Source organism: Terrimonas sp. (genome assembly GCF_003075435.1).
Taxonomy (GTDB): Bacteria; Bacteroidota; Bacteroidia; order Chitinophagales; family Chitinophagaceae; genus Agriterribacter.
This window is the reverse complement of the sequence record NZ_QCZJ01000026.1, coordinates 48,877-69,416: the sequence shown is the minus strand read 5'-3', so window position 1 is coordinate 69,416 and position 20,540 is coordinate 48,877. Positions and strand designations below refer to the sequence as shown.

Annotated in this window: 12 protein-coding genes; 5 read left to right on the top strand and 7 right to left on the bottom strand. The window is 40.5% G+C overall.

Going from position 1 to position 20,540, the window contains the following annotated elements; all coding sequences use genetic code 11:
- Positions 1-161 precede the first annotated feature (161 nt).
- From DC498_RS21260 to DC498_RS21230, 7 genes are all read right to left on the bottom strand, one after another.
- Positions 162-3,353 (bottom strand): efflux RND transporter permease subunit, encoded by a 3,192-nt coding sequence (locus DC498_RS21260; RefSeq protein WP_116876178.1) that lies wholly within the window; start codon positions 3,351-3,353, stop codon positions 162-164.
- 11 nt (positions 3,354-3,364) lie between these two features.
- On the bottom strand, positions 3,365-4,441 hold the full coding sequence (locus DC498_RS21255) for an efflux RND transporter periplasmic adaptor subunit (RefSeq protein WP_116876187.1): 1,077 nt from the start codon (positions 4,439-4,441) through the stop codon (positions 3,365-3,367).
- 87 nt (positions 4,442-4,528) lie between these two features.
- A complete protein-coding gene (locus DC498_RS21250) occupies positions 4,529-5,869 on the bottom strand; it encodes a TolC family protein (protein WP_116876186.1) in 1,341 nt (446 codons plus the stop codon).
- A gap of 122 nt (positions 5,870-5,991) precedes the next feature.
- A complete protein-coding gene (locus DC498_RS21245; RefSeq protein WP_116876177.1) occupies positions 5,992-6,594 on the bottom strand; it encodes a TetR/AcrR family transcriptional regulator in 603 nt (200 codons plus the stop codon).
- Between the two features lie 127 nt (positions 6,595-6,721).
- Positions 6,722-7,984 carry a DUF4861 family protein gene (locus tag DC498_RS21240; RefSeq protein ID WP_116876176.1) on the bottom strand — a complete coding sequence of 421 codons (1,263 nt, stop codon included), beginning with the start codon at positions 7,982-7,984 and terminating at the stop codon, positions 6,722-6,724.
- Between the two features lie 8 nt (positions 7,985-7,992).
- On the bottom strand, positions 7,993-8,823 hold the full coding sequence (gene kduI / locus DC498_RS21235) for a 5-dehydro-4-deoxy-D-glucuronate isomerase (protein WP_116876175.1): 831 nt from the start codon (positions 8,821-8,823) through the stop codon (positions 7,993-7,995).
- An 11-nt stretch (positions 8,824-8,834) separates the two neighbouring features.
- Positions 8,835-9,602, bottom strand: coding sequence for an SDR family NAD(P)-dependent oxidoreductase (locus tag DC498_RS21230; RefSeq protein ID WP_116876174.1), 768 nt, complete (start codon positions 9,600-9,602; stop codon positions 8,835-8,837).
- 352 nt (positions 9,603-9,954) lie between these two features.
- Between DC498_RS21230 and DC498_RS21220 the strand changes: the two genes are divergently transcribed.
- From DC498_RS21220 to DC498_RS21200, 5 genes are all read left to right on the top strand, one after another.
- Complete coding sequence (locus DC498_RS21220; protein ID WP_206197718.1) at positions 9,955-13,158, top strand: SusC/RagA family TonB-linked outer membrane protein; 3,204 nt, start codon at positions 9,955-9,957, stop codon at positions 13,156-13,158.
- A gap of 27 nt (positions 13,159-13,185) precedes the next feature.
- Complete coding sequence (locus tag DC498_RS21215) at positions 13,186-14,973, top strand: RagB/SusD family nutrient uptake outer membrane protein (protein ID WP_116876172.1); 1,788 nt, start codon at positions 13,186-13,188, stop codon at positions 14,971-14,973.
- A 130-nt stretch (positions 14,974-15,103) separates the two neighbouring features.
- Entirely contained in the window at positions 15,104-16,981 is a 1,878-nt protein-coding gene (locus DC498_RS21210) for a heparinase II/III domain-containing protein (protein WP_116876171.1), read from the top strand.
- 111 nt (positions 16,982-17,092) lie between these two features.
- Positions 17,093-18,436 (top strand): BNR-4 repeat-containing protein, encoded by a 1,344-nt coding sequence (locus tag DC498_RS21205; protein ID WP_240628068.1) that lies wholly within the window; start codon positions 17,093-17,095, stop codon positions 18,434-18,436.
- 160 nt (positions 18,437-18,596) lie between these two features.
- On the top strand, positions 18,597-20,537 hold the full coding sequence (locus tag DC498_RS21200) for a heparinase II/III domain-containing protein (protein WP_116876184.1): 1,941 nt from the start codon (positions 18,597-18,599) through the stop codon (positions 20,535-20,537).
- Positions 20,538-20,540 lie beyond the last annotated feature (3 nt).

The window sequence follows — 20,540 nt, the reverse complement described above, 5'->3', positions numbered from 1 at the left end:
TTCATAATGACCAATCCCTTTTAAAATATCATCTACAATACAATAAATACCTATAATTTTATCAGCTGTGAGCATTGATAATTGAGTTTTGTGTGTGGTAACTCAAAATTATCTTTTATTGATGCTCCTTTTCTCCTCATTTAACTAGCAACTTGGGTTAATTAATTATTGGAGAAGTCAACAACTTCCTCCACCTGATGTGTATGATTATTATGATGCTTTAACGGGGCATAAGTTGCCTGCATTTCTTTTGCATAATCTACTTTTTTCTTTTTGCCGAATTTTCTCTGAAATCCATCGAAAATGGAATACACTACAGGCACTACTACCAGCGTAAGGAAGAGGGAAGATAACAAACCGCCTATGATAACGATAGCCAAACCTCTGTTCATATCTGCACCATCGCCTGTAGCCACTGCAATAGGAACCATACCAATTACCATCGCAATGGTAGTCATCAGAATCGGGCGTAAACGGGCATGGTTAGCCGAAATCAACGCGTCAAAAGTACTATCACCCTCGGCTTTCCTGTGGTTAGCAAAATCAACCAGCAGGATAGCGTTTTTGGTTACCAGACCGATCAACATAATAATACCCAGTATGGTAAAGATGTTTAAAGACTGATTGGTTAAGGCAAGTAATAACAATGCTCCTATAAATGATAATGGCACGGAAAATATTACAATAAACGGCGTAGAGAAGCTATCGTACAAAGCTACCATCACCAGGTATACCAAAAGAACAGATGCGATCAAAGCAACACCCAGTGTACCAAAACCTTCTTTCTGATTTTCCATATTACCACCCCATATATAAGAAACACCAGGCTTTTTTTGCAATTTGGAAAATTCATTTTCCCACTCCTGTGCTACAGAGCCAAGAGGTCTGCCGATTACCTGTCCCTGTATAGATACCGCAGGAGATTTATCTCTGCGTTCTAATAAAGTAGGTCCTGAACTATATTCAACATCTGCAAACTGGCTTAATAAAATGGGGGTGCCATTATTACTGATGAACTTCAGATTTTTAACATCGTCAATTCCGGCGCGGCCTGTTTCATTGAACTTGATATTTATATCATACTCATTTTCACCAGCACGATATTTATTATCGGTATTACCTGAAAACGAAGTTTGCATTAAAGCGCCTACAGATGCAATATTTAATCCGAGAGATGTCATCTTTTCCCTGTCCACTTTCACACTGATTTCAGGATTACCTGCTTCAGAAGTTAATTTGACACCGGTTGCTCCGGGTATTTTTCTTAACTCCGCAGCTGCTTCTTCAGCAAATGCCTGGGCATCTGCCACGTTAGAGCCAATTACCGTTAAATGCAAGGGCGATTGTTCTGCACCCATAATACCCACGTTCACTGTTTTAATTTTTGCATCTACCAATACATTTTCTAATTCTCTTTTCAAAACAGCTGAGTACACTTTGGAGCTCTCTTTGTAATCTTTTTTCAGTTTTACAAGAATCTCAGCTTTATATCGTGAGCCACCTACAGATATAAGTCCGTCTGATGCCTGCCCAACGGTAGTGATCATATCTTTTACTTCGGGCTTGGCAGCAATGTATGCTTCCGCTCTTTGTGTTACTTCATTGGTTCTTTCCAAAGAAGCATCTTTGGGTAATTCAAACTGTACATAAAATTCTCCCCTGTCTACACCCGGAAAGAAATCCGATCCTATATACCCTTTGCCAACCAGGGAAAATGACGTGAACAGTAATACTATTGCCACTGCCAACGTCAATATTTTATTGAGCTTTGAACGTAGTGACCAGCTTAAAATACCTGATATCCAGTTAGTGAATTTTGTCAGCCCTTTTTCAAACCCGTGAATCAATTTACCCAGAATTGATTTTGAACTGATCAATTCCAGCTTACCAAAGCGGGAATACAACCAGGGCACGACAGTGAAGGATACTAATAAGGATAACAATGTAGAAATAATTACAGTTACGCAAAACTGCGCCAGGATATTCGCCACCAATCCTGTTGACATAGCGATGGGTAAAAACACTACCACAATTACAAGGGTAATAGCAGAAACCGTAAAACCGATTTCTTTTGCGCCATCAAAAGCAGCACGTACCTTATTTTTACCCATCTCCATGTGCCGGTGAATATTTTCAATTACCACAATGGCATCATCTACTAATATACCAACCACCAGCGATAAACCTAGCAGTGACATAAGGTTAAGGGTATATCCCATCAGCAACAAACCAATGAAGGTAGCAATCAAAGAAAGTGGAATAGCGACCATTGTAATAGCCGCATTACGCAAACTATGCAGGAAAAATAACATGATCAAACCCACCAACACAATCGCAATCACCAAATCATGCATCACATTATTGGCTGCATTAAGTGTAAATGAGGATGAGTCATTTGCAACATCCAGCTGAATATTGTTGCCGGCATAGTCTTTTTGAACCTGATCAATAGTAGCTCTTACCTGTTTGGATACTTCAACTGCATTTGCATCAGATTGTTTAAAGACCTGTAACAAAATAGTATTCTGCTGGTCAACACGGGCTATCTTCTCAATATCCTTAATGCCATCCTGCACATCGGCTACATCTTTCAAAAACACAATAGCACCGGAAGGTGTAGTGATAGGCAGGTTTCTGAGCTGATCAATAGAATTTACTTTACCCGCCAAACGGATAGTAGTACGGTTATTTCTTGTACTTACATTACCGGTAGGAAAATCGAGGTTAGACGTTGCCACTACCTGCTGTACCTGTGTAATAGACAAGCCGTATCCCTGCAATTTTACAGGATCTACGCTGATCTGAATTTCTCTCTCCTCTCCGCCAATCATATCTACCTTTGCTACTCCGTTAATACGGGCAAATACAGGTTGTATTTTTTTATCTAACAGATCATACAATTCCTTTTCAGTAAGGTCAGATGTAACCGCCAAACTCATAATCGCAACATCATCGAGCGAAAACTTAGACAGGCTGGGTGTTTCCACATCATCCGGCAAATCATTCAGCACCGCGTTTATTTTACGTTGGGCATCTGTTAAAAGAAAGTTCACATCCGCTCCGGTATTCAACGTGATCATGATCAATGACACATTTTCCATTGATTTTGATTCCATTTTCTTAATACTCTCCAGCGATGATACCGCGTCTTCTAACTTTTTTGTAACGGAGTTTTCTACTTCTGATGGCGATGCTCCGGGATAAATGGTTTGTATGGTAAGTACGTTTACCTCAAACTTTGGTACCAGCTCATAACCCAGGCGGGTGTAAGAAAAGATACCACCCAGGGTGAGTATAATAAACAATACGATTATTATACTTGGGCGTTTAATAGATATTTCAGTTATTTTCATTATTACTTTATTTATTTAATTATCTGCACCGGTGTTTGATCAAATAAGTTTATCTGTCCTGAAGTGATCACCTTATCACCTGCATTCAAACCAGATAATACTTCAATGTTGTCTCCAAAACTTCTGCCGCTCTGCACTTTCGTTTCAACTGCTTTGTCATCCTTTACCACAAATATTTTGTTATCGCTTACACTACCCACAAATGCGGTGCGCGGTACTACCAGTGCATCAGCAGATATACCTTCTCCAAATTTTGCCGTGCCATACATGCCTGCACGCAACTCATTTTTCGGATTGGAAATTTCTATCTCTACAGGAAAGTTCAGGTTCGCGTCTGCTTTAGGAGCTATGAATGTAATCTTACCTGAAAATTTTTTGCCGGGTATAACGCTTACCAGCAAATCCACTGTTTGCCCAACTTTAAGCCCGCCTATATTCTTCTCATCCACATTTACTTTTAATTTTAAGGTACTGATATTTACTACTTCAAATGCAGCTGTGCCCGTATTTACATAACTTCCTGGTTCTATCTTTCTTGAATTCACAATACCGGCAACGGAAGTTTTAATTGAAACATCGCCCGCTGCTATCTGTGCTGTTTTTAAATTGTTTTTTGCAGTTTCATATTGCAGGCGTGCTCCATCTAATTGCTGTTTGGTAACACCACCTGTTGTGAAAGCATTTTCAAATCTGTCAAGGTCTGCTTTAGCGTTATTAAGATTAGCAGTAGCATTAGCAACGGAAACATTTTGCTTATCGCCTACTACAACAGCTAAGGTTTGTCCCGGACGTACATAGTCGCCTTCTTTTACTAATACGGAGGCCACCCTTCCGGCAACTTCAGCACCCACAGTAACTTCCTGTTTAGGAATAAATGTTCCGTTGGCTAAATAGCTCAGGTCAATACTTTTTAATTTGGCAGAATCTGTACGAACAGATACGGCTGTATTTTTTTTCGCCACCTCATCAGTAGCCGCTTTATTAGCAGCCTGGTTTTTACCTAACTGAAACTGGATACTTGCTAACACGGCTACGATTACCACCACCGTAACAATGATCCGCACAACAGAAGTTTTTTTATTTTTCATTTTTATATGTTTTGTTGTTGTTTTGATATATAAGATGGTTTGCAAATAATTGCTGCTGTAAGCTTTGCAATTGCCATCGGTTATTTATTAATTGAGTAATGATTTTAAATTTCCGTTTGCTTTTATCAATTGTATTTCGGCTACTTTATAACTGAGCAATGAAATGGTTAGATTGTTTTGCGCATCTGCGTAAGCTTTCTCTGCATCCAGTAAATCGGTTAATGTAGCCAACCCGTTTTTATAATTGTTCTGTGTATTATCCAGCACATCTTTTGCAAGAGAGATATTGCGTTTGTTGGTGTTTACGGTAAGCAGGCTGTTGTTTATCTGCGATCTTGCATTTTCGCTTGCTAATGCTAAAGCCAGTTTTGTATCATTGATTTCCACGTCCAGTTTCTTAATATCAATATTGGCCTGGTTGATTTTTGCTTTAGTGGTACCCCCATTAAATATGGGTATTGAGAGATTGAGCCCTAACCCGGAAAAGCCTGACCAGTTTACCTTTGAGCTGTTATTGAATACCGGGAAATATGGACCCATACCCAGGTAACCGAGGTTTCCTGTAAATGATAAGCTTGGATAGTATTCGGCTGCTTTTGCTTTCTTATTTAACTGTAGTAAATCCGACTGTACAGAAAGGAGTTTTATTTCTGTTCTGTTTAATACGTCCGGTTGATCAGCAAGTATAGCTGCATTTACTTCAAATGTTTCTGCGGGTAAGATAATATCCTTGTCCATTTCCATGCCAATAGCAAATTTTAAGGCATTTTCTGAAAGTTGCAGAGAGTTTACCATTTGCTGTTTAGCTGCTTCAAGGTTGTTTACAGCAACAACAATACGATCCAGGTCAATTTTTTTAGATAGCCCTGCATCAACTAAACCACTGATAATTTTTTGTGTTTTTGTTGTATTATCAAGGTTGGTTTGCACGGTTTGTAACTGCTGCTGCAGCTGGAAAACCTGGTAGTACGCGTCAGCTACTTTTTCTATCAACTGCTCGTCTGTAAGCGTTTTATTAATTTGATAAAACTCTTTGGTTGTTCTGGCAGCCTTTAACCCCGTAAAAATAGACTGGTTAAAAAGTTGCTGATTAACACTTAATACTGCGTTAGATTGCCATTTTTGCCCAAAAGCCACCATTACGGTTTCACCAGGCTTACCAATAATTTCGCCCGGTAATGCACTTTTCTGTAACATCGGGTTATAAGTTAAAGTACCGGAGCCGTTCACCTGTGGTAGGGCGCTTCCCTTAACTTCATCAATTAAATACTGTGCGTTTTCTACTTCCAGTCTTGCTTTCTGCGCTTCGGCTTTATGCTCAATAGCAAATTTAAGCGCCTGTTGAAGTGTTAATGTTTCCTGTGCTGTAACTATATTGCCCGTTAATATCCCGGCACAAACAGCAACCAGCAGTTTTACTTTTTTCATTTGTGAATACTTAAATTTTTCATTCAATAACTGATATATGTTTTTCAGAGCTTTCACTGTATTTACATTATTATTTAAAATAATAGTTTAACAAAATTGTCAAATAGCAAGCAAAAAAAATGTTATTTCAACAGCAAATTTAAAATGATCTCTTTGCGATCTTTCAGCATTTGCTGATACTGCCTGTCGCTGAAATGCAATACTTTTTTAAACAAGGGCTGTATTATAACCGGGTAAGTAAGCAATGATAAAAGATTGATCAGGAACTGCACCGGGGGCATTTTTTCAATAGTTCCTTTACCCATCTCATCCTCAATCAATTTTAAAAAATGCTTCAATTCCTCATTCTTCTTTATGTCTGCCAATACATCATTCTGGTGATTTACATCATCATTCATGCGAGAGACGAGGTATACATCTATATAGGGATAAGCAAAAGAATTTTCAATCATAACATCAACAAATCTTTCAATCCTCACCCGGAAAGGAATATTTTCTTCTCCTACAGAACTTTTCAGGCGATTGGTCATGGCTGCTTTCGCATCTTTGAGCACTTCATCAAACAACACATCTCTTGAGCGGAAATAATAATTCACCAATGTTCTGTTTACACCGGCGGCATCCGCAATCTCCTGCGTGGTGGCTTTAAACCTGCCTTCCTTAAAGAAGAGCTTTTTCGCTGCTTCTTTTATCTGCTGTTCCGTAACGCTGTCTTTAATTGCCATTTTACTTTATTGTTTGACAAAATTGTTAAACAAAATTAATCACCAATTTTTATTCTGCAAATATTTTTTTGACAAAATTGTTAAAAATCACCCTTTTTCTTTGGTAAGAATAGTATCAGATTGGTTTTCAATACCATTTTACAATAACAGGTGCAGAAAAATTCCGGGTTTGTTCAGCTATATAAGATGTAAATCCTTTTTTTGAGGAGAACTGTTTATCGGACTTCTCCCAACCGGTATAAAACCGGTAAGTAGCAGGGCTATCATCTGAAATAGCCTGGCCGATAATATAACTATCATAAATTTTGTGTACATATTCAAGTTTGACATTCACTATTTCCCTTGGTAATGAATCAATAGATGTAAAGGATCTGGCCGGAACAATAATAGCCATTCCAAGGTTATCCTGATTTTCAGATTGCTTACCATAACTGTACAAAACCGATGCTTTGTTTATAGTGAAATGACCGGAAGTGTTATCGTAAAAATCAGCCATACCAATCTGTAGCTCAGTTCCCTCGGGCAGGCCGGATGCTGATACTTTTGATTCATAAAAATACTGACCACCCCATATACTTATTTCATCAATTATAGTTGCTTTTCTTTCTTTTATTTCAAACAGGTAGGTGATCCTGAAAACGGCCCTCAAAGGACCATCAGCTGATTTTTCATATACTTCGGATAATACTTTCCCTCCGCCAAGCCTGATAACAGAATCAATGCCTTTTACCTTAAATGCCAGGGAACCTGCGCCCAGGGAATTACCTGCATGTAAAACATCCATTCCCCAATGGGAAAGTTTATGATAGCTGTTGTTAGTGTTTGTACCAATGGTATCCATTACAAGTGCTGGTTCGGTTTTCCCGAAAATATCTTTGTCATTCCTGGTGTCAAAATATAAACGGAATGCTACCTTGTCATTTTCCCAGGCCGGACCTTCAGTTAAATACAAAGGCAAAGGCTGTTTTGAAAAATCGGTAGGGGGATTATGTAAAGGCATTGTATCTCTTACAAGATCATCGCCGAAGGCGGTATCGCTTATTTTTTTTCTCAGCCGTACATGTGCTAATGATGCGGCATCATCAATACTTTTATTGCTTATTGTAAATTTTACAGTTTGATTTGCCTGGAATGAATATAAAAAACAGGCTTCATCCCATTTGCCGTTTTTGTCCAAGTCATCAAGTTGTGTAACAATAGCGTTATTATTTTCATCAACAAATGAAAAACTTTCACCAGCTATCATATGCTTATCAATCTCGGCTCTTGAAATAACGACCAATTCATTTGTTCTTTTATAGGCAGAAGGGTTGGTAACCGTAAATTTGAAAGGTTGACCGTAACAACCCATTGATACCAGGAGCAGGTATACCAATATCGTTCTGTTCATAATAAAAATTATAGAAGCTCATTAATAGATACAGCGTCCATATCTGTATATGTATAATTTTCTCCGGCCATTCCCCATATAAAACCGTAGTTTGATGTTCCGCACCCGCTGTGTATTGACCATGGCGGAGATACCACCGCTTCATGATTTTGCACAATAATATGCCTTGTTTGCTGTGGTTCGCCCATTAAATGAAATACCACCTGGTTTTCCGGCACATCAAAGTAAAAATATGCTTCCATTCTGCGGGTATGTGTATGGGCAGGCATAGTGTTCCATACACTTCCCTTTTCAAGAATGGTTAAGCCCATTACCAGTTGTGCGCTTTGTATACCTTCTGCATGAATATATTTATAAATGGTTCTGTGGTTAGATGTTTCCAGCGAGCCTACTGTATTGGAGATAGCATTTTCTTTTTTTAATAATGTTGTTGGGTATGCCTGGTGTGCCGGCGCGGAAAGTATATAAAAACAGGCTGCTTTATTTTGGTCAGCACTCTTAAAGCTTACCGATTTTGTGCCTTTTCCGAGATAAAGGCAGTCCAGTTTGTTTACACTAAATGTTTGCCCGTCAGCAATAACCTGCCCATCACCACCAACATTTATAATTCCCATCTCACGTCTTTGTAAAAAATATTCCGCACGTAATTCATTTTCGTTAGCTAAGGAAACTGTTTTTGAAACCGGTTTCACTCCACCGATAATAACCCTGTCGTAATGGGAATACATTAACGTAATAACATCATCTGTCATCAGTTTTTGTATTAGAAAATTATTACGGAGCAATTGGGTGTCCATATTTTTTACTTCCGCAGGACTGTTTTGAAATCGTATTTCCATTATATATTTTTTTAGCGTGCCATCCAGCCGCCGTCAACATTTAAAATAGTTCCGTGTATATAAGTGGCAAATGCTGAGCATAAAAAAGCAACCGCACCGCTTATGTCTTCTGGACTGCCCCAGCGCCCCGCGGGTATCCGTTCCAGTATTGATTTATTTCTTACAGCATCATCACGCAGCGCCTGCGTATTATCGGTGCCAATATAACCCGGTGCAATGCCATTTACATTAACATTATGTATAGCCCACTCATTTGCCAGTGCTTTAACCAGTCCTGCAACAGCAGATTTGCTGGCGGTATAACCAGGTACATTTATACCGCCCTGGTAGGATAACATTGAGCAGATAAAAATAATTTTACCGTCTTTTCTGTCAATCATTTCCTTACCAAATTCGCGTGCCAGTATAAATTGTGCATCAAGGTTTACTGATAATACTTTATCCCAATATTCATCAGAATGTTCTGCCGCAGGCTTTCGTAAAATAATGCCTGCATTATTTATAAGTATGTCAACAGTATAACCGGATTTTACTGTATGGATAAACGTATACAGGTCATCACGCTTACTCAAATCAACGGTAAATTGCTTGAAGTTTCTCCCTGCAGCATTTACTTGTTTTTCGAGATCATCATTTTGATGCGTTTGAGAAGATACACCCAGTATGTCTGCCCCGCAATTGGCTAACATTACAGCTATTGCTTTTCCAATGCCTTTGCTTGATCCTGTTACCAATGCTGCTTTACCCCTGAGATCAAATAAGGAAGATCCTGTACTCATACTCAATCTTTGATTAAGAAGGCAATGTACTACGAGTTGCTTTTAAAGTGAAGAGAAAATTTGATTTTATTAATAATATGGCAATACTTTTTACGAAAACGTTTTAGTAAATTTTTTCCTGCATTTCTGAAAACGATTCCATATTTTTTTGCATCTTGTTAACAATTGAGTAACAAATGACGATTGCCTGTGTATATGATTAATCCTGGAAGTTAAGCTTGTTTGTATTATGTTAGTTGATCTCGTCATTGTTTCTTTTTGTTCATTCTTTCGTATTTCTGAAAACGATTTCAGGCATTGATGAAATAGTTTTTTATAGTCATTTCGTTCTTCTAACATAAAAATTGCCATTATGATCAAACCAACGCTGCTCAATAATCAGCTATTGAAACGGCCGATTATTTTACTGCTTTATTCAATCATGTTTCTTTTATTTCCATTCTTTTCTTTTGCCCAAAAGCAAATATCGGGTACAGTAAAAGACAATACAGGCGCCCCGCTTGCAAATGTGTCTGTTGTTGTGAAAAATTCTACAAAGGGCACTACTACCAATACCTCGGGGCAGTTTACCATAGCTGCTTCTTCAAAGGATGTGCTTGTATTTTCATTTACAGGCTATGAAACCCAGGAAGTACAGGTAAATAATCTCACTTCTTTGGATATATCCCTTGCCACAGCTGCCAATGCGCTTAATGAAGTAGTTGTAGTGGGATATGGTTCACAAAAGAAAGTAAACCTGACAGGTGCGGTAGGAGTGGTTACAAGTGAAAGGCTGGAAAACCGCCCTATTGTTGATGCCGGGCAGGGATTGCAGGGTGTTGTTCCAGGATTGAATGTGAGCATTCGCAATGGCGATCCCACCACGGCGCCGGAATTTAATATCAGGGGTTTTACTTCAATTAACGGTGGTAGCCCGTTGATACTGGTTGACAATGTACCTATGCCTTTGCAGATGATCAACCCGGACGATATCGCCAGCGTAACGGTTTTAAAAGATGCGGCGGCTTCGGCAATTTATGGAGCAAGAGCTGCATTTGGCGTTATTCTGGTTGAAACAAAACAGGGAAAAAAGGGAGGCAAGATAAACGTGATGCTAAGTACTGAGCAATCGCGGGCCAAGCCGATCTTCCTGATGGATGTAGTGACCAATCCTTATGACTATGTAACCGCGTATAATGTGGCTTCTATTCGTGCAACCGGTCAGCCTGCCTATGATGACGCTTATGTAGCAAAGACCAAAGCGTGGGTAGAAAATCCAACCACCGAAAATGCATGGGAAGTATATAACGGTAGCTTTCGTTTTTACGGGAACAACAACTACCAGCATGATCTGATCACCAACTACGCGCCGCAGCAGCAACATGACCTCTCGATTTCGGGCTCTTCGGAAAGAGTGAATTATTATGCTTCTTTTGGTTTTCTGAACAAAGACGGTTACCTGAGAAATAAAGAAAAAAATGAAAATTTCAAACGGTATAATATTTTGATGAAGGCAGATATTAAGGCAACCAACTGGATGACATTCCATGAAAAAATTGCCTTTAATTCCCAGGTAAGCGATAAGCCTTATTTTTATAACTGGGATGTAAATATCAATTCAAGCGCAAGGAACAGCCCGCTTGCGATGATTAGCTTTCCCGATCTTCCTTATTATATTACACCTGGCGACCACGACCAGTATGCGCAATATATCGGAATGGGCTTTGGCGGTACTAACTTCTTTCCTTACCTGGAGAATGGCGGCCGCGATGGCTTCGTCAACAACGACACATGGCTCACCCAGGGGATAACACTAACGCCGTTTAAAGGACTAAAGATCAAGAGCGATTTCTCCTATGATCAGTTTTACCGTACACGCCAGGAAGTGGCCAGCAAGGTAGATATCGTATCCTCTGACCTGCTGGCAACACCCATGATCACTTACGGCTTTAGCGGCGACGATTTTATCAGGAACCGGAGCGATTACAATCAATACTATGTCTGGAATACTTATGCTGAATATACGCTCGACCATTTCAAAGACCACTTCATAAAAGTCATGGCAGGCTTTAACGAAGAGTGGGGCAGAAAATCCTGGATACAGGCAACTGCCCGGAGCCTGATCACACCTACTATTCCCGACCTCAATGCCACTTCGGGCAATCAGCAAACTGCAGGCGGCAAATCACATGTTGCTTTACAGGGATATTTTTATCGGCTGAACTATATCTACAAGGATAAATACCTGCTGGAAACTAATGGCAGGTATGATGGCACATTCCGTTTTCCGAAGGACAGCCGTTTTGGATTCTTCCCTTCCATATCTGCAGGGTGGAGGATCTCGGAGGAAGGTTTTATGAGCAACACCCGCAGTTGGCTGGACAACCTGAAATTACGCGCATCTTACGGAACCCTGGGTAACCAGACATTGACGGACGCCAACGGCAACGATATCTATTATCCCTATATCCCTACCATGGGCACAGGATCAGCTCCTTACATTATGTCAAGCGGTTTCATTCCTTATGTTTCTCCGGCCGGACTGGTAAGCCCTACACTAACCTGGGAAAAGGTAATTGCAAAAAACCTGGGCATTGATTTTACCACGCTTAACCAGCGCCTCGACATAACATTTGATATCTATACAAGAGATACAAAAGATATGCTGATGAATGTAAGCTACCCGGATATCCTGGGAACCTCGGCTCCAAAGTCAAATGCTGCAGATCTGAGAACAAAAGGATGGGAACTGTCTGCTTCATGGCGTGATAAAGTGGGTAACGACTGGGGCTATGGTTTAACGTTAGCCTTAGCTGATAATACATCCAAAATCACCAAATACAATAATCCGACCGGCGCCATTGACAATTACTATGTGGGTAAGGATATTGGCGAGATATGGGGCTATGAGACCGTAGGGATATTTCAAACCGATGATGAGGTTGCTGCTGCTGCGAACCAGGACCAACTGGGCGCCGCCTGGAAAGCCGGTGATATTCAATATGCTGATCTGGATCACAGCAGCAGAATTGATCCGGGAGTAAGAACGCTGGATAATCATGGCGATTTGAGAATTATTGGAAATACTACCCCGCGGTACAGCTTTGGATTGAATGGGGATGTGAGCTTTAAGGGGATAGCGCTGAATGTTTTTTTCCAGGGCATTTTAAAAAGGGATTACCTCCCCGACAATGGAAACTGGAATGCCTTCTATCCATATAATGACGGGCATCTTGAAAAATATGCGATCACGGAATCATGGAGCGAAACCAACCGGGATGCTTACTTTGCAGCCCCCACGTTTGGATACAATACCAAAAAGAATATTCAGCCACAATCGCGCTACGTGCAAAACGCAAGTTATATCCGGTTAAAGAATATCAGTGTAAGCTATAACTTTCCCGAGAAGCTGATCTCTAAAATAAAATTGACCCGTGCGCAGATCTATTTTGCCGGCATGAATTTATGGGAGTATACCAAAATGCATAAGCCGCTTGACCCTGAAAGCGTGTTTACGGTAACACAGGAATATTATTTGCAACGAATATTCACCCTGGGAGCGAAAGTAAGTTTCTAAGAGAAGCTAAAACAAAAAATTAAAGACATGAAAAAAGCAATAATAAAGGTTGGGGTATTTCTTTTTGCAGCGTTGCTTCTGAACAGTTGTAAAAGAGATTTCCTGGAAAGATATCCTCTTGATCAAATTAGTAATGTCACCTTCTGGCATACAGAAAACGACCTGATGATCTACAACAATGGCTTGTATAATATGGCAAGGAACAGTCAGAATGTTCCCATACTGCTGGGCTGTGATGATGGTTTCGAGAGCAATTGGTGCGGTTCATGGTATCTTGATCAATATTCAGACAATATTGCTCCAACCCACTCGCGGGAAGCATTTTATGCACGGACCCGCTCCGGCAAACATGCTGTTCCTTCGAGCCCGCAAGAGTATGGCTGGATCGGATGGGATTTCGTCCGCTCCATTAATGTCGGACTTGATCATTATTTTACTGCAGATATTCCCGTGGAAACTATTAATAAATATGCAGCAGAAGCCAGGCTTTTCCGTGGCTGGTTTTATGGTGACAAGGTGTCTAAGTTTGGGGATGTGCCCTGGGTAGGGCATGAGCTCAATGTAGATTCGGATGAATTGTTTGCTGCCCGCACGTCACGTGAGCAGGCAATGGATAGCGTTTTGGCTGATCTTACCTTTGCCTGCGAAAATCTTCCTGCAGACTGGGGCGACGGGAATGCTCCGGGCAGGCTCAACAGGTGGGTGGCTTTGCTGGTCAAATCAAGAATATGCCTGTTCGAAGGTACATGGCGTAAATATCACGGTGGTTCCGATGTCGAAAAATGGCTGCAGGAAGCTGCTGACGCTGCAGAGGATTTAATAGATAACGGACCATACCGGGTATTCAGCACAGGCGACCCGATGCATGATTATAATTCATATCAACGCCCTGCCTACGGAACGGACTTTACCGGGAATTCGGAGATAATCTATTGGAGAAAATTCCAGACAGGCGTTCTCACTAACCACCTGATCAATTACTGGAAAGGATATAATGGCGGCGCTACCAAGAGTATGGTGGAAGATTACCTGTGTACAGATGGTAAGCCTATTTCAATTTCACCCTTGTATAAGGGTGATGCGAAATATGAAGATGTATTTGAAAACAGGGATCCCCGTTTACGCCAGACCATTCTCTATCCCGACGATCAGGCGTATTACAATTATGAAAGAAGTCTTGCTTACAGTTATCCGCGCGTAACCGGTATGGCGGGTGGCAATGTCAGCACAACGGGCTACAGCATAATTAAAACTTATGAGTCAGTAGCCGCTGGCAATGCTTACAATATCTCCACTACCCCGGTCATTGTATTACGCTTAGGTGAAGGCCTGTTGAACTTTGCAGAGGCTAAAGCAGAACTGGGAACAATTACCCAGGCTGACCTGGATAAGTCGATCAATAAGCTGCGCGACAGGGTCGCTATGCCACATATGGAACTGGGCGATATCCCGGTTGACCCGAGATATACGAATGACGGGGTTTCTCCATTAATTGTGGAGATCAGGAGAGAGCGCAGGGTTGAGCTGTTTATGGAAGGATTCCGCTATGATGACCTGAGACGCTGGAAACAAGGCAAAAGACTCGAGATCAAATCTATGGGAATACTTTGGGATGCGGCAGCTATTGCCCGTTATCCCGGTGCAACACCAAAATCTTCAGTTGATCCGGTTTCGGGCAAGACCTATATTGATGTGTATAAAGATTCAGATTGGGACAATCCGGTGTTTGATGAGGGTAAGCACTATTTGTGGCCATTGCCTTTAAGCGCATTATCTCAAAATCCTGAATTAGGGCAAAACCCTGGTTGGGAATAAGTTTTATTATTCCGCGCAGTATTAGTTACTGTGCGGAATTTTCTGTGTTTAGAAGTAAGAGTAATTAAGTTCCCTCTTAATTTTCTTATTGCTTAATGATTAATTATACGCTGGTTATTAAATAAAAAGCATGAAAATAACGATTAAAGTGCCGCTGTTATCCGTAAGTGTATTGCTGTTTTTTTTACAGATCAATGCACAACAGGCAACAGATAATGAAATTATCAAATTGAATAATCCGATATCGGTTCCGTATATTAAAAGCCATCTTAAAAAAGCATCTCCGCGATTGGTATTGACGCCTGTGAATGAAAAAAATCTCCTGAAAAAAATCAAGAACGATCCTGTTGTTAAAAATTATTATGAAGCTGTTAAGCTGAATGCTGAGCAAATACTTAAACAACCTTTTCTTGAAAGAAAACTGGAAGGGAGAAGATTACTGGGGGTTTCAAGGGAAATGCTATACAGGATGAATATTCTCTCGATGGTATACCATATAGAAAAAGACCCTGTTATACTTAAAAGGATCAATGATGAACTGGCAGCTGTTTGCCGGTTTACTGACTGGAACCCATCTCATTTTCTTGACGTAGCAGAAATGTCGCTTGCGGTGGCTATAGGCATTGACTGGGCAGGGAACAAACTTCCGAAGGCTACTGTAGTATCAGCAAAAAGCGCACTTATTGAAAAAGGCATCAATGCAAGTTTTGCAGGAAATGAACCCTGGTGGGTTAATGGAACCAATAACTGGAACCAGGTGTGCAATGGTGGTATGATTGCGGCTGCTATTACAATCGCTGATATCAATCCTGAGCTTGCCGCTAAAACAATTAAACGGTCTTTAGATGGAATGCCAAATGCATTGAAGCAATATGCACCCGAAGGTGTGTATCCCGAAGGGGCCACATACTGGGGATATGGCACCAGTTTTTCCGTAGTTACCTCATCCTTTCTCCGTAGTGCCTTTGGTACTGATTTTGGTATAGCGGCTTACCCTGCCTTTATACCAAGCGCTGATTTCAGGATGCAATGTGTTGCACCTTCAGGCATGTATTTCAACTTTGCTGATTGCGGTGATAGTGCAGGAACAAACGGCGACATTACACTTGCCTGGTTTGCTAAAGAAACAGGTAACGGCGCTTATTTTGAAAAGGAAAAATTTATGCAGCCTCCTGCATCAATGGGAAAACTGCCAAGGCTTGCAGGCGCAGGATTAGTGTGGTTGTCTGAATTTGAAGGAGGAACCAGCAGCAAGCTTTCTGCAGTTTATAAAGGAGACGGGCTTAACCCGGTAGTGATATTCAGGGGAGAAGGAAACGATCCTCATTCTTATTATTTTGGAGGAAAGGGCGGACGAGCTTCGCTTAGTCACGGTAATATGGATGCCGGCAGTTTTGTTTTTGAGCTTGATGGTGTACGTTGGGTATTAGACCCTGGGGTGCAGGATTACAATACCCTTGAGCAGACAGGATTTAACTTGTGGGGAATGTGCCAGGATTGTGAGAGATGGGCATTGCTGACCAAAGGAAATTTTGGACACAGCACTATCTCTATAAATAATGCAAGGTTTAATGTAGCGGGACAGGCAACACTTGCTGATTTTAAAAGCAGCGGTAAACCCGAAGCCACATTTAATATGACCGAAATTTTTCCGGGGCTTGTTGAAAAAGCAGAAAGGAAATTCGTGAAAGATTCAGATCATTCTATAACTATAGTGGATGAACTTGTAATGACTGATTCAGCAAAAACAATAAATTGGGCAATAATGACTACTGCTGAAGTAATACCAACAAAAAATGGGGCTATACTTAAACAGGATGGAAGATCGCTCAATTTGTCTGTTGCTTCGCCGGCAGGCATACAGGTTTCCACGATTATGATGGATCCTCCGCCGATGGCACTCGACAGGAAGATAACGCATTTGAAAAAAGTAGTATTGAATATTCCGGCTTATATTTTTAATAATAAAAAAGCAACCATAACAGTACGCTTGTTTTCACCGGAATAAATGTTTGGAAAAACAGATTAAGATGAATGTTGCAGAGATTAAACTATGAAACAGGATCAGGCTTTCAATATATATAACTATTGCCTAAAAATAATAATTCAATGTTACTGTTTGCTTGTATTGAATAATGCCGTTGCGCAAAATGCAAAAGCTGATGGTTATCGCGGTATCTGGTTTACATTAGGACAGGTTTCAGCATACGGTGATAAATATTCAGGTGGGCTCGGTACTTATACTTCCAGCCATGTGCCGGTAGGGGTATATGCCAAACAAGTGCACAAAACTTTTTTTGTATATGGCGGAACTACACAGCAGGATGAGAAACACCTGCTCATTATGATCGGTTATTTTGATCATAAAAAGAAATCAGTGCCTAAACCTGTTATTGTTTACGATAAAAAAAACGTAGATGATCCGCATGATAATGCTTCACTTTCGATAGATGAGGATGGTTTTATCTGGGTGTTTGTAAGTGGGAGAGGTACCAGTCGCCCGGGACTGATTTTTAAAAGTAATGAACCTTACAGCATTGACGCGTTTGAAGAAATACTGCAAGGCGAGATGACATATCCTCAACCCTGGTCAGTAAAAGGAAAAGGATTTTTATATCTCTTTACAAAATATACAAAAGGAAGAGAATTGTATTGGAAAACAAGTGAAGATGGAAGGAACTGGACAGAAGACAAAAAGCTGGCCGGCATGGGTGGTCATTACCAGGTAACCAACCTGTATAATAAAAAACTGGCTTCTGTTTTTAATTATCATCCTGGTGGAAATGTAGATAAAAGAACCAATATTTATCTCGTTCAGTCTGTTGATATGGGAAAAACCTGGGCAACAGTAAACGGGAAAACCATACAAACGCCGTTAACTGATCCTGTGAACGATGCGCTTATAAAAAATTATGAAGCGGAAGGGAAGCTTGTATACATCAATGATCTGAATTTCGATAAAAACGGCAACCCGGTAATTCTTGCAGTGATCAGTAAAGGTTTTCAACCCGGCCCTGCCGGCGATCCACGTGTGTGGACCATTATGCATTGGATGGGGAATAACTGGCGGTTTGATTCAGTATGTACTTCTACGCATAACTATGATATGGGCTCATTATATATTGAACAGGATAAGTGGCAGATCATAGGTCCTACAGAAACCGGGCCACAGCAGTATGGCACAGGCGGGGAGATGGCATTGTGGGAAAGTACAAACGAAGGAAAGACCTGGAAGAAGCAGGTTGCTCTCACGGCAAACAGTACCCGAAATCATTCCTATGCAAGAAGGCCGCTGAATGCACATCCTGGTTTCTATTCATTCTGGGCTGATGGCAATGCAGATACTTTATCAGTATCGAACTTATATTTCTGCAATAAAAAAGGGAAAGTTTGGAAACTGCCCTATAACATGCAAAATGATGTAGAAAAACCTGAACTTTTATTAAGCACCGGTAAACCATGATCAATATATTCAAAATACAATATTGCTTATGCTAAAACCACAAAAGATTCTAAAAACTATAATTGAATATATTGTTGTACAGCGCTGTCAAAATTGATTACCAAATATGAATAAAGGATGCTGCATCTATTCTCTGCTATCACAAATAAAACAGGCATATATGAAAATATTGGTTTTTAGTTTTTTGTTGATGTTTGCTGTGCAGGTCAGTGCACAGCAAAATGTGTTAAGCGGCAAATATTCAGCGCAGGAGCTTCGGCAACTACTTATCCCGCAAAAGGAGTGGATGCCTTTTCCCCATTTGTCCGACCGGGAAGCCTGGTATAAAGCTGATGAAACGATAATGAAAGCTTACCTGGCAAAAGCTGAATCGTACATTAATTATGAATGGCCTGCCATACCTGCCACTACTTCATTATTGATTGAGCGAACCGGCGAAAGGGCGGGTTATGAAAAAATAAGCTTTGAAAAGAGAAGTGTACTCGGAACATTGGTTTTAGGTGAAGTGTATGAAAATAAAGGACGCTTTATTGATGCTATCATCAATGGCGTATGGTCTGTTTGTGAAGAATCTTTCTGGGGCGTTTCAGCGCATTTACCCCGAACAAAAGAATATGCCGGGCTGATGGATGTGTCAAAACCATTTGTTGATTTATTCAGCGCGGAAACCGCAACATTTTTATCATGGGTAGATTATTTTGTAGGTGATAAGCTTGACCAGGTTTCACCACAAATACGCAGGAGAATATACTTTGAAGTTAACAACAGGATCTTTGAGCCGTTAATGACAAAGCCGCATGGCTGGATGAAGGCTAACGCCAACGGCAGACCACCAAATAACTGGAACCCCTGGATATGCTCCAACTGGCTGAATACTGCACTGTTGCTGGAAAAAGATGATATAAAAAGGACGGAGATGGTAAATAAAATACTGCATGTGCTTGATGAGTTTTTAAATCCTTATCCTGAAGATGGCGGTTGCGATGAAGGACCGGGATATTGGGGAGCAGCGGCGGCTTCACTATACGATAATCTCGCCATGCTCAACCTTGCTACCCGCCAGGCGTTTAAATATGTATACGATAATGAGAAGATAAAAAATATGGCACGCTTTATTTACCGTGCACAGATTGGAAAGGAATATTTTATTGACTTTGCCGATGCTGATCCTAAACCGACAATGGCGGCAAGTATGATATATCGTTTTGGCAAAGATATCCGCGATACTGCCATGATGCAGTTTGGCGCGTTTTACAGGAAATCCGAAGACGGTACGATCGGGAGGTTTCAGTACTTCAGAAATCTTTTTGAATTATTTATGCAGGAGGAATACAGGAGCGTGCCCCAGGCTTTGCCATTGCCTGCTGATGTATGGTTGCCCGGCATTCAGGTAATGGTTGCCAGGGATAGGGAAGGCAGTACGAAGGGTTTTTTCGTGGCTGCAAAGGGAGGGCACAATGATGAAAGCCATAATCATAATGATGTTGGAAATTATATTGTATACTATGATGGACTGCCGGTATTGATTGATATAGGCCGGGGAACATATACCAGGAAAACTTTCAGCGATCAGCGGTATGAGATATGGAATAATTGCTCAGACTACCATAATCTCCCAACCATCAATGGGCACACACAGTCTACAGGCGCTGCTTTTAAAGCCAGGGATGTTTCTTATACAAAAAATAAAAAATTTTCTGAACTGGAACTGGATATCGTGAATGCCTATCCTGAAAATACAGGGATTGATCAATGGCAACGTACGATAAGGCTGAACAGATCAAAAAATGTAGAAATAATTGATAATGCTTCTTTAAAACAGCCGGGAGATTTTACACAGCATTTGATGACCTGTTACCCTGCTGAACTGAAAAAGAACGGGGAAGTTGTCATTCATTATAGAAATGAAAATGGAGAAACGAAAAATTTTATAGTACAATACAATCCTTCACAAATGAAAGCAGTGATTGAAAAAATACCACTTGTTACCATGGAAGATAAAGGTGTAAAAGATAAATGGGGAGATAATATTTACCGTATAAATCTTTCAGGGAATATTCATGAAAAAAATATAATGAAGTTTATAATTAAACCTGAATAAAAA

Excerpts from the sequence above, each read along its gene's own strand:
- DC498_RS21260 (WP_116876178.1), bottom strand. The coding sequence starts at position 3,353 with ATGAAAATAACTGAAATATCTATTAAACGCCCAAGTATAATAATCGTA.
- DC498_RS21245 (WP_116876177.1), bottom strand. The coding sequence starts at position 6,594 with ATGGCAATTAAAGACAGCGTTACGGAACAGCAGATAAAAGAAGCAGCG.
- DC498_RS21210 (WP_116876171.1), top strand. The coding sequence starts at position 15,104 with ATGAAAATAACGATTAAAGTGCCGCTGTTATCCGTAAGTGTATTGCTG.
- DC498_RS21220 (WP_206197718.1), top strand. The coding sequence starts at position 9,955 with ATGATCAAACCAACGCTGCTCAATAATCAGCTATTGAAACGGCCGATT.
- DC498_RS21215 (WP_116876172.1), top strand. The coding sequence starts at position 13,186 with ATGAAAAAAGCAATAATAAAGGTTGGGGTATTTCTTTTTGCAGCGTTG.
- DC498_RS21200 (WP_116876184.1), top strand. The coding sequence starts at position 18,597 with ATGAAAATATTGGTTTTTAGTTTTTTGTTGATGTTTGCTGTGCAGGTC.
- DC498_RS21230 (WP_116876174.1), bottom strand. The coding sequence starts at position 9,602 with ATGAGTACAGGATCTTCCTTATTTGATCTCAGGGGTAAAGCAGCATTG.
- kduI (WP_116876175.1), bottom strand. The coding sequence starts at position 8,823 with ATGGAAATACGATTTCAAAACAGTCCTGCGGAAGTAAAAAATATGGAC.
- DC498_RS21240 (WP_116876176.1), bottom strand. The coding sequence starts at position 7,984 with ATGAACAGAACGATATTGGTATACCTGCTCCTGGTATCAATGGGTTGT.
- DC498_RS21250 (WP_116876186.1), bottom strand. The coding sequence starts at position 5,869 with ATGAAAAAAGTAAAACTGCTGGTTGCTGTTTGTGCCGGGATATTAACG.
- DC498_RS21255 (WP_116876187.1), bottom strand. The coding sequence starts at position 4,441 with ATGAAAAATAAAAAAACTTCTGTTGTGCGGATCATTGTTACGGTGGTG.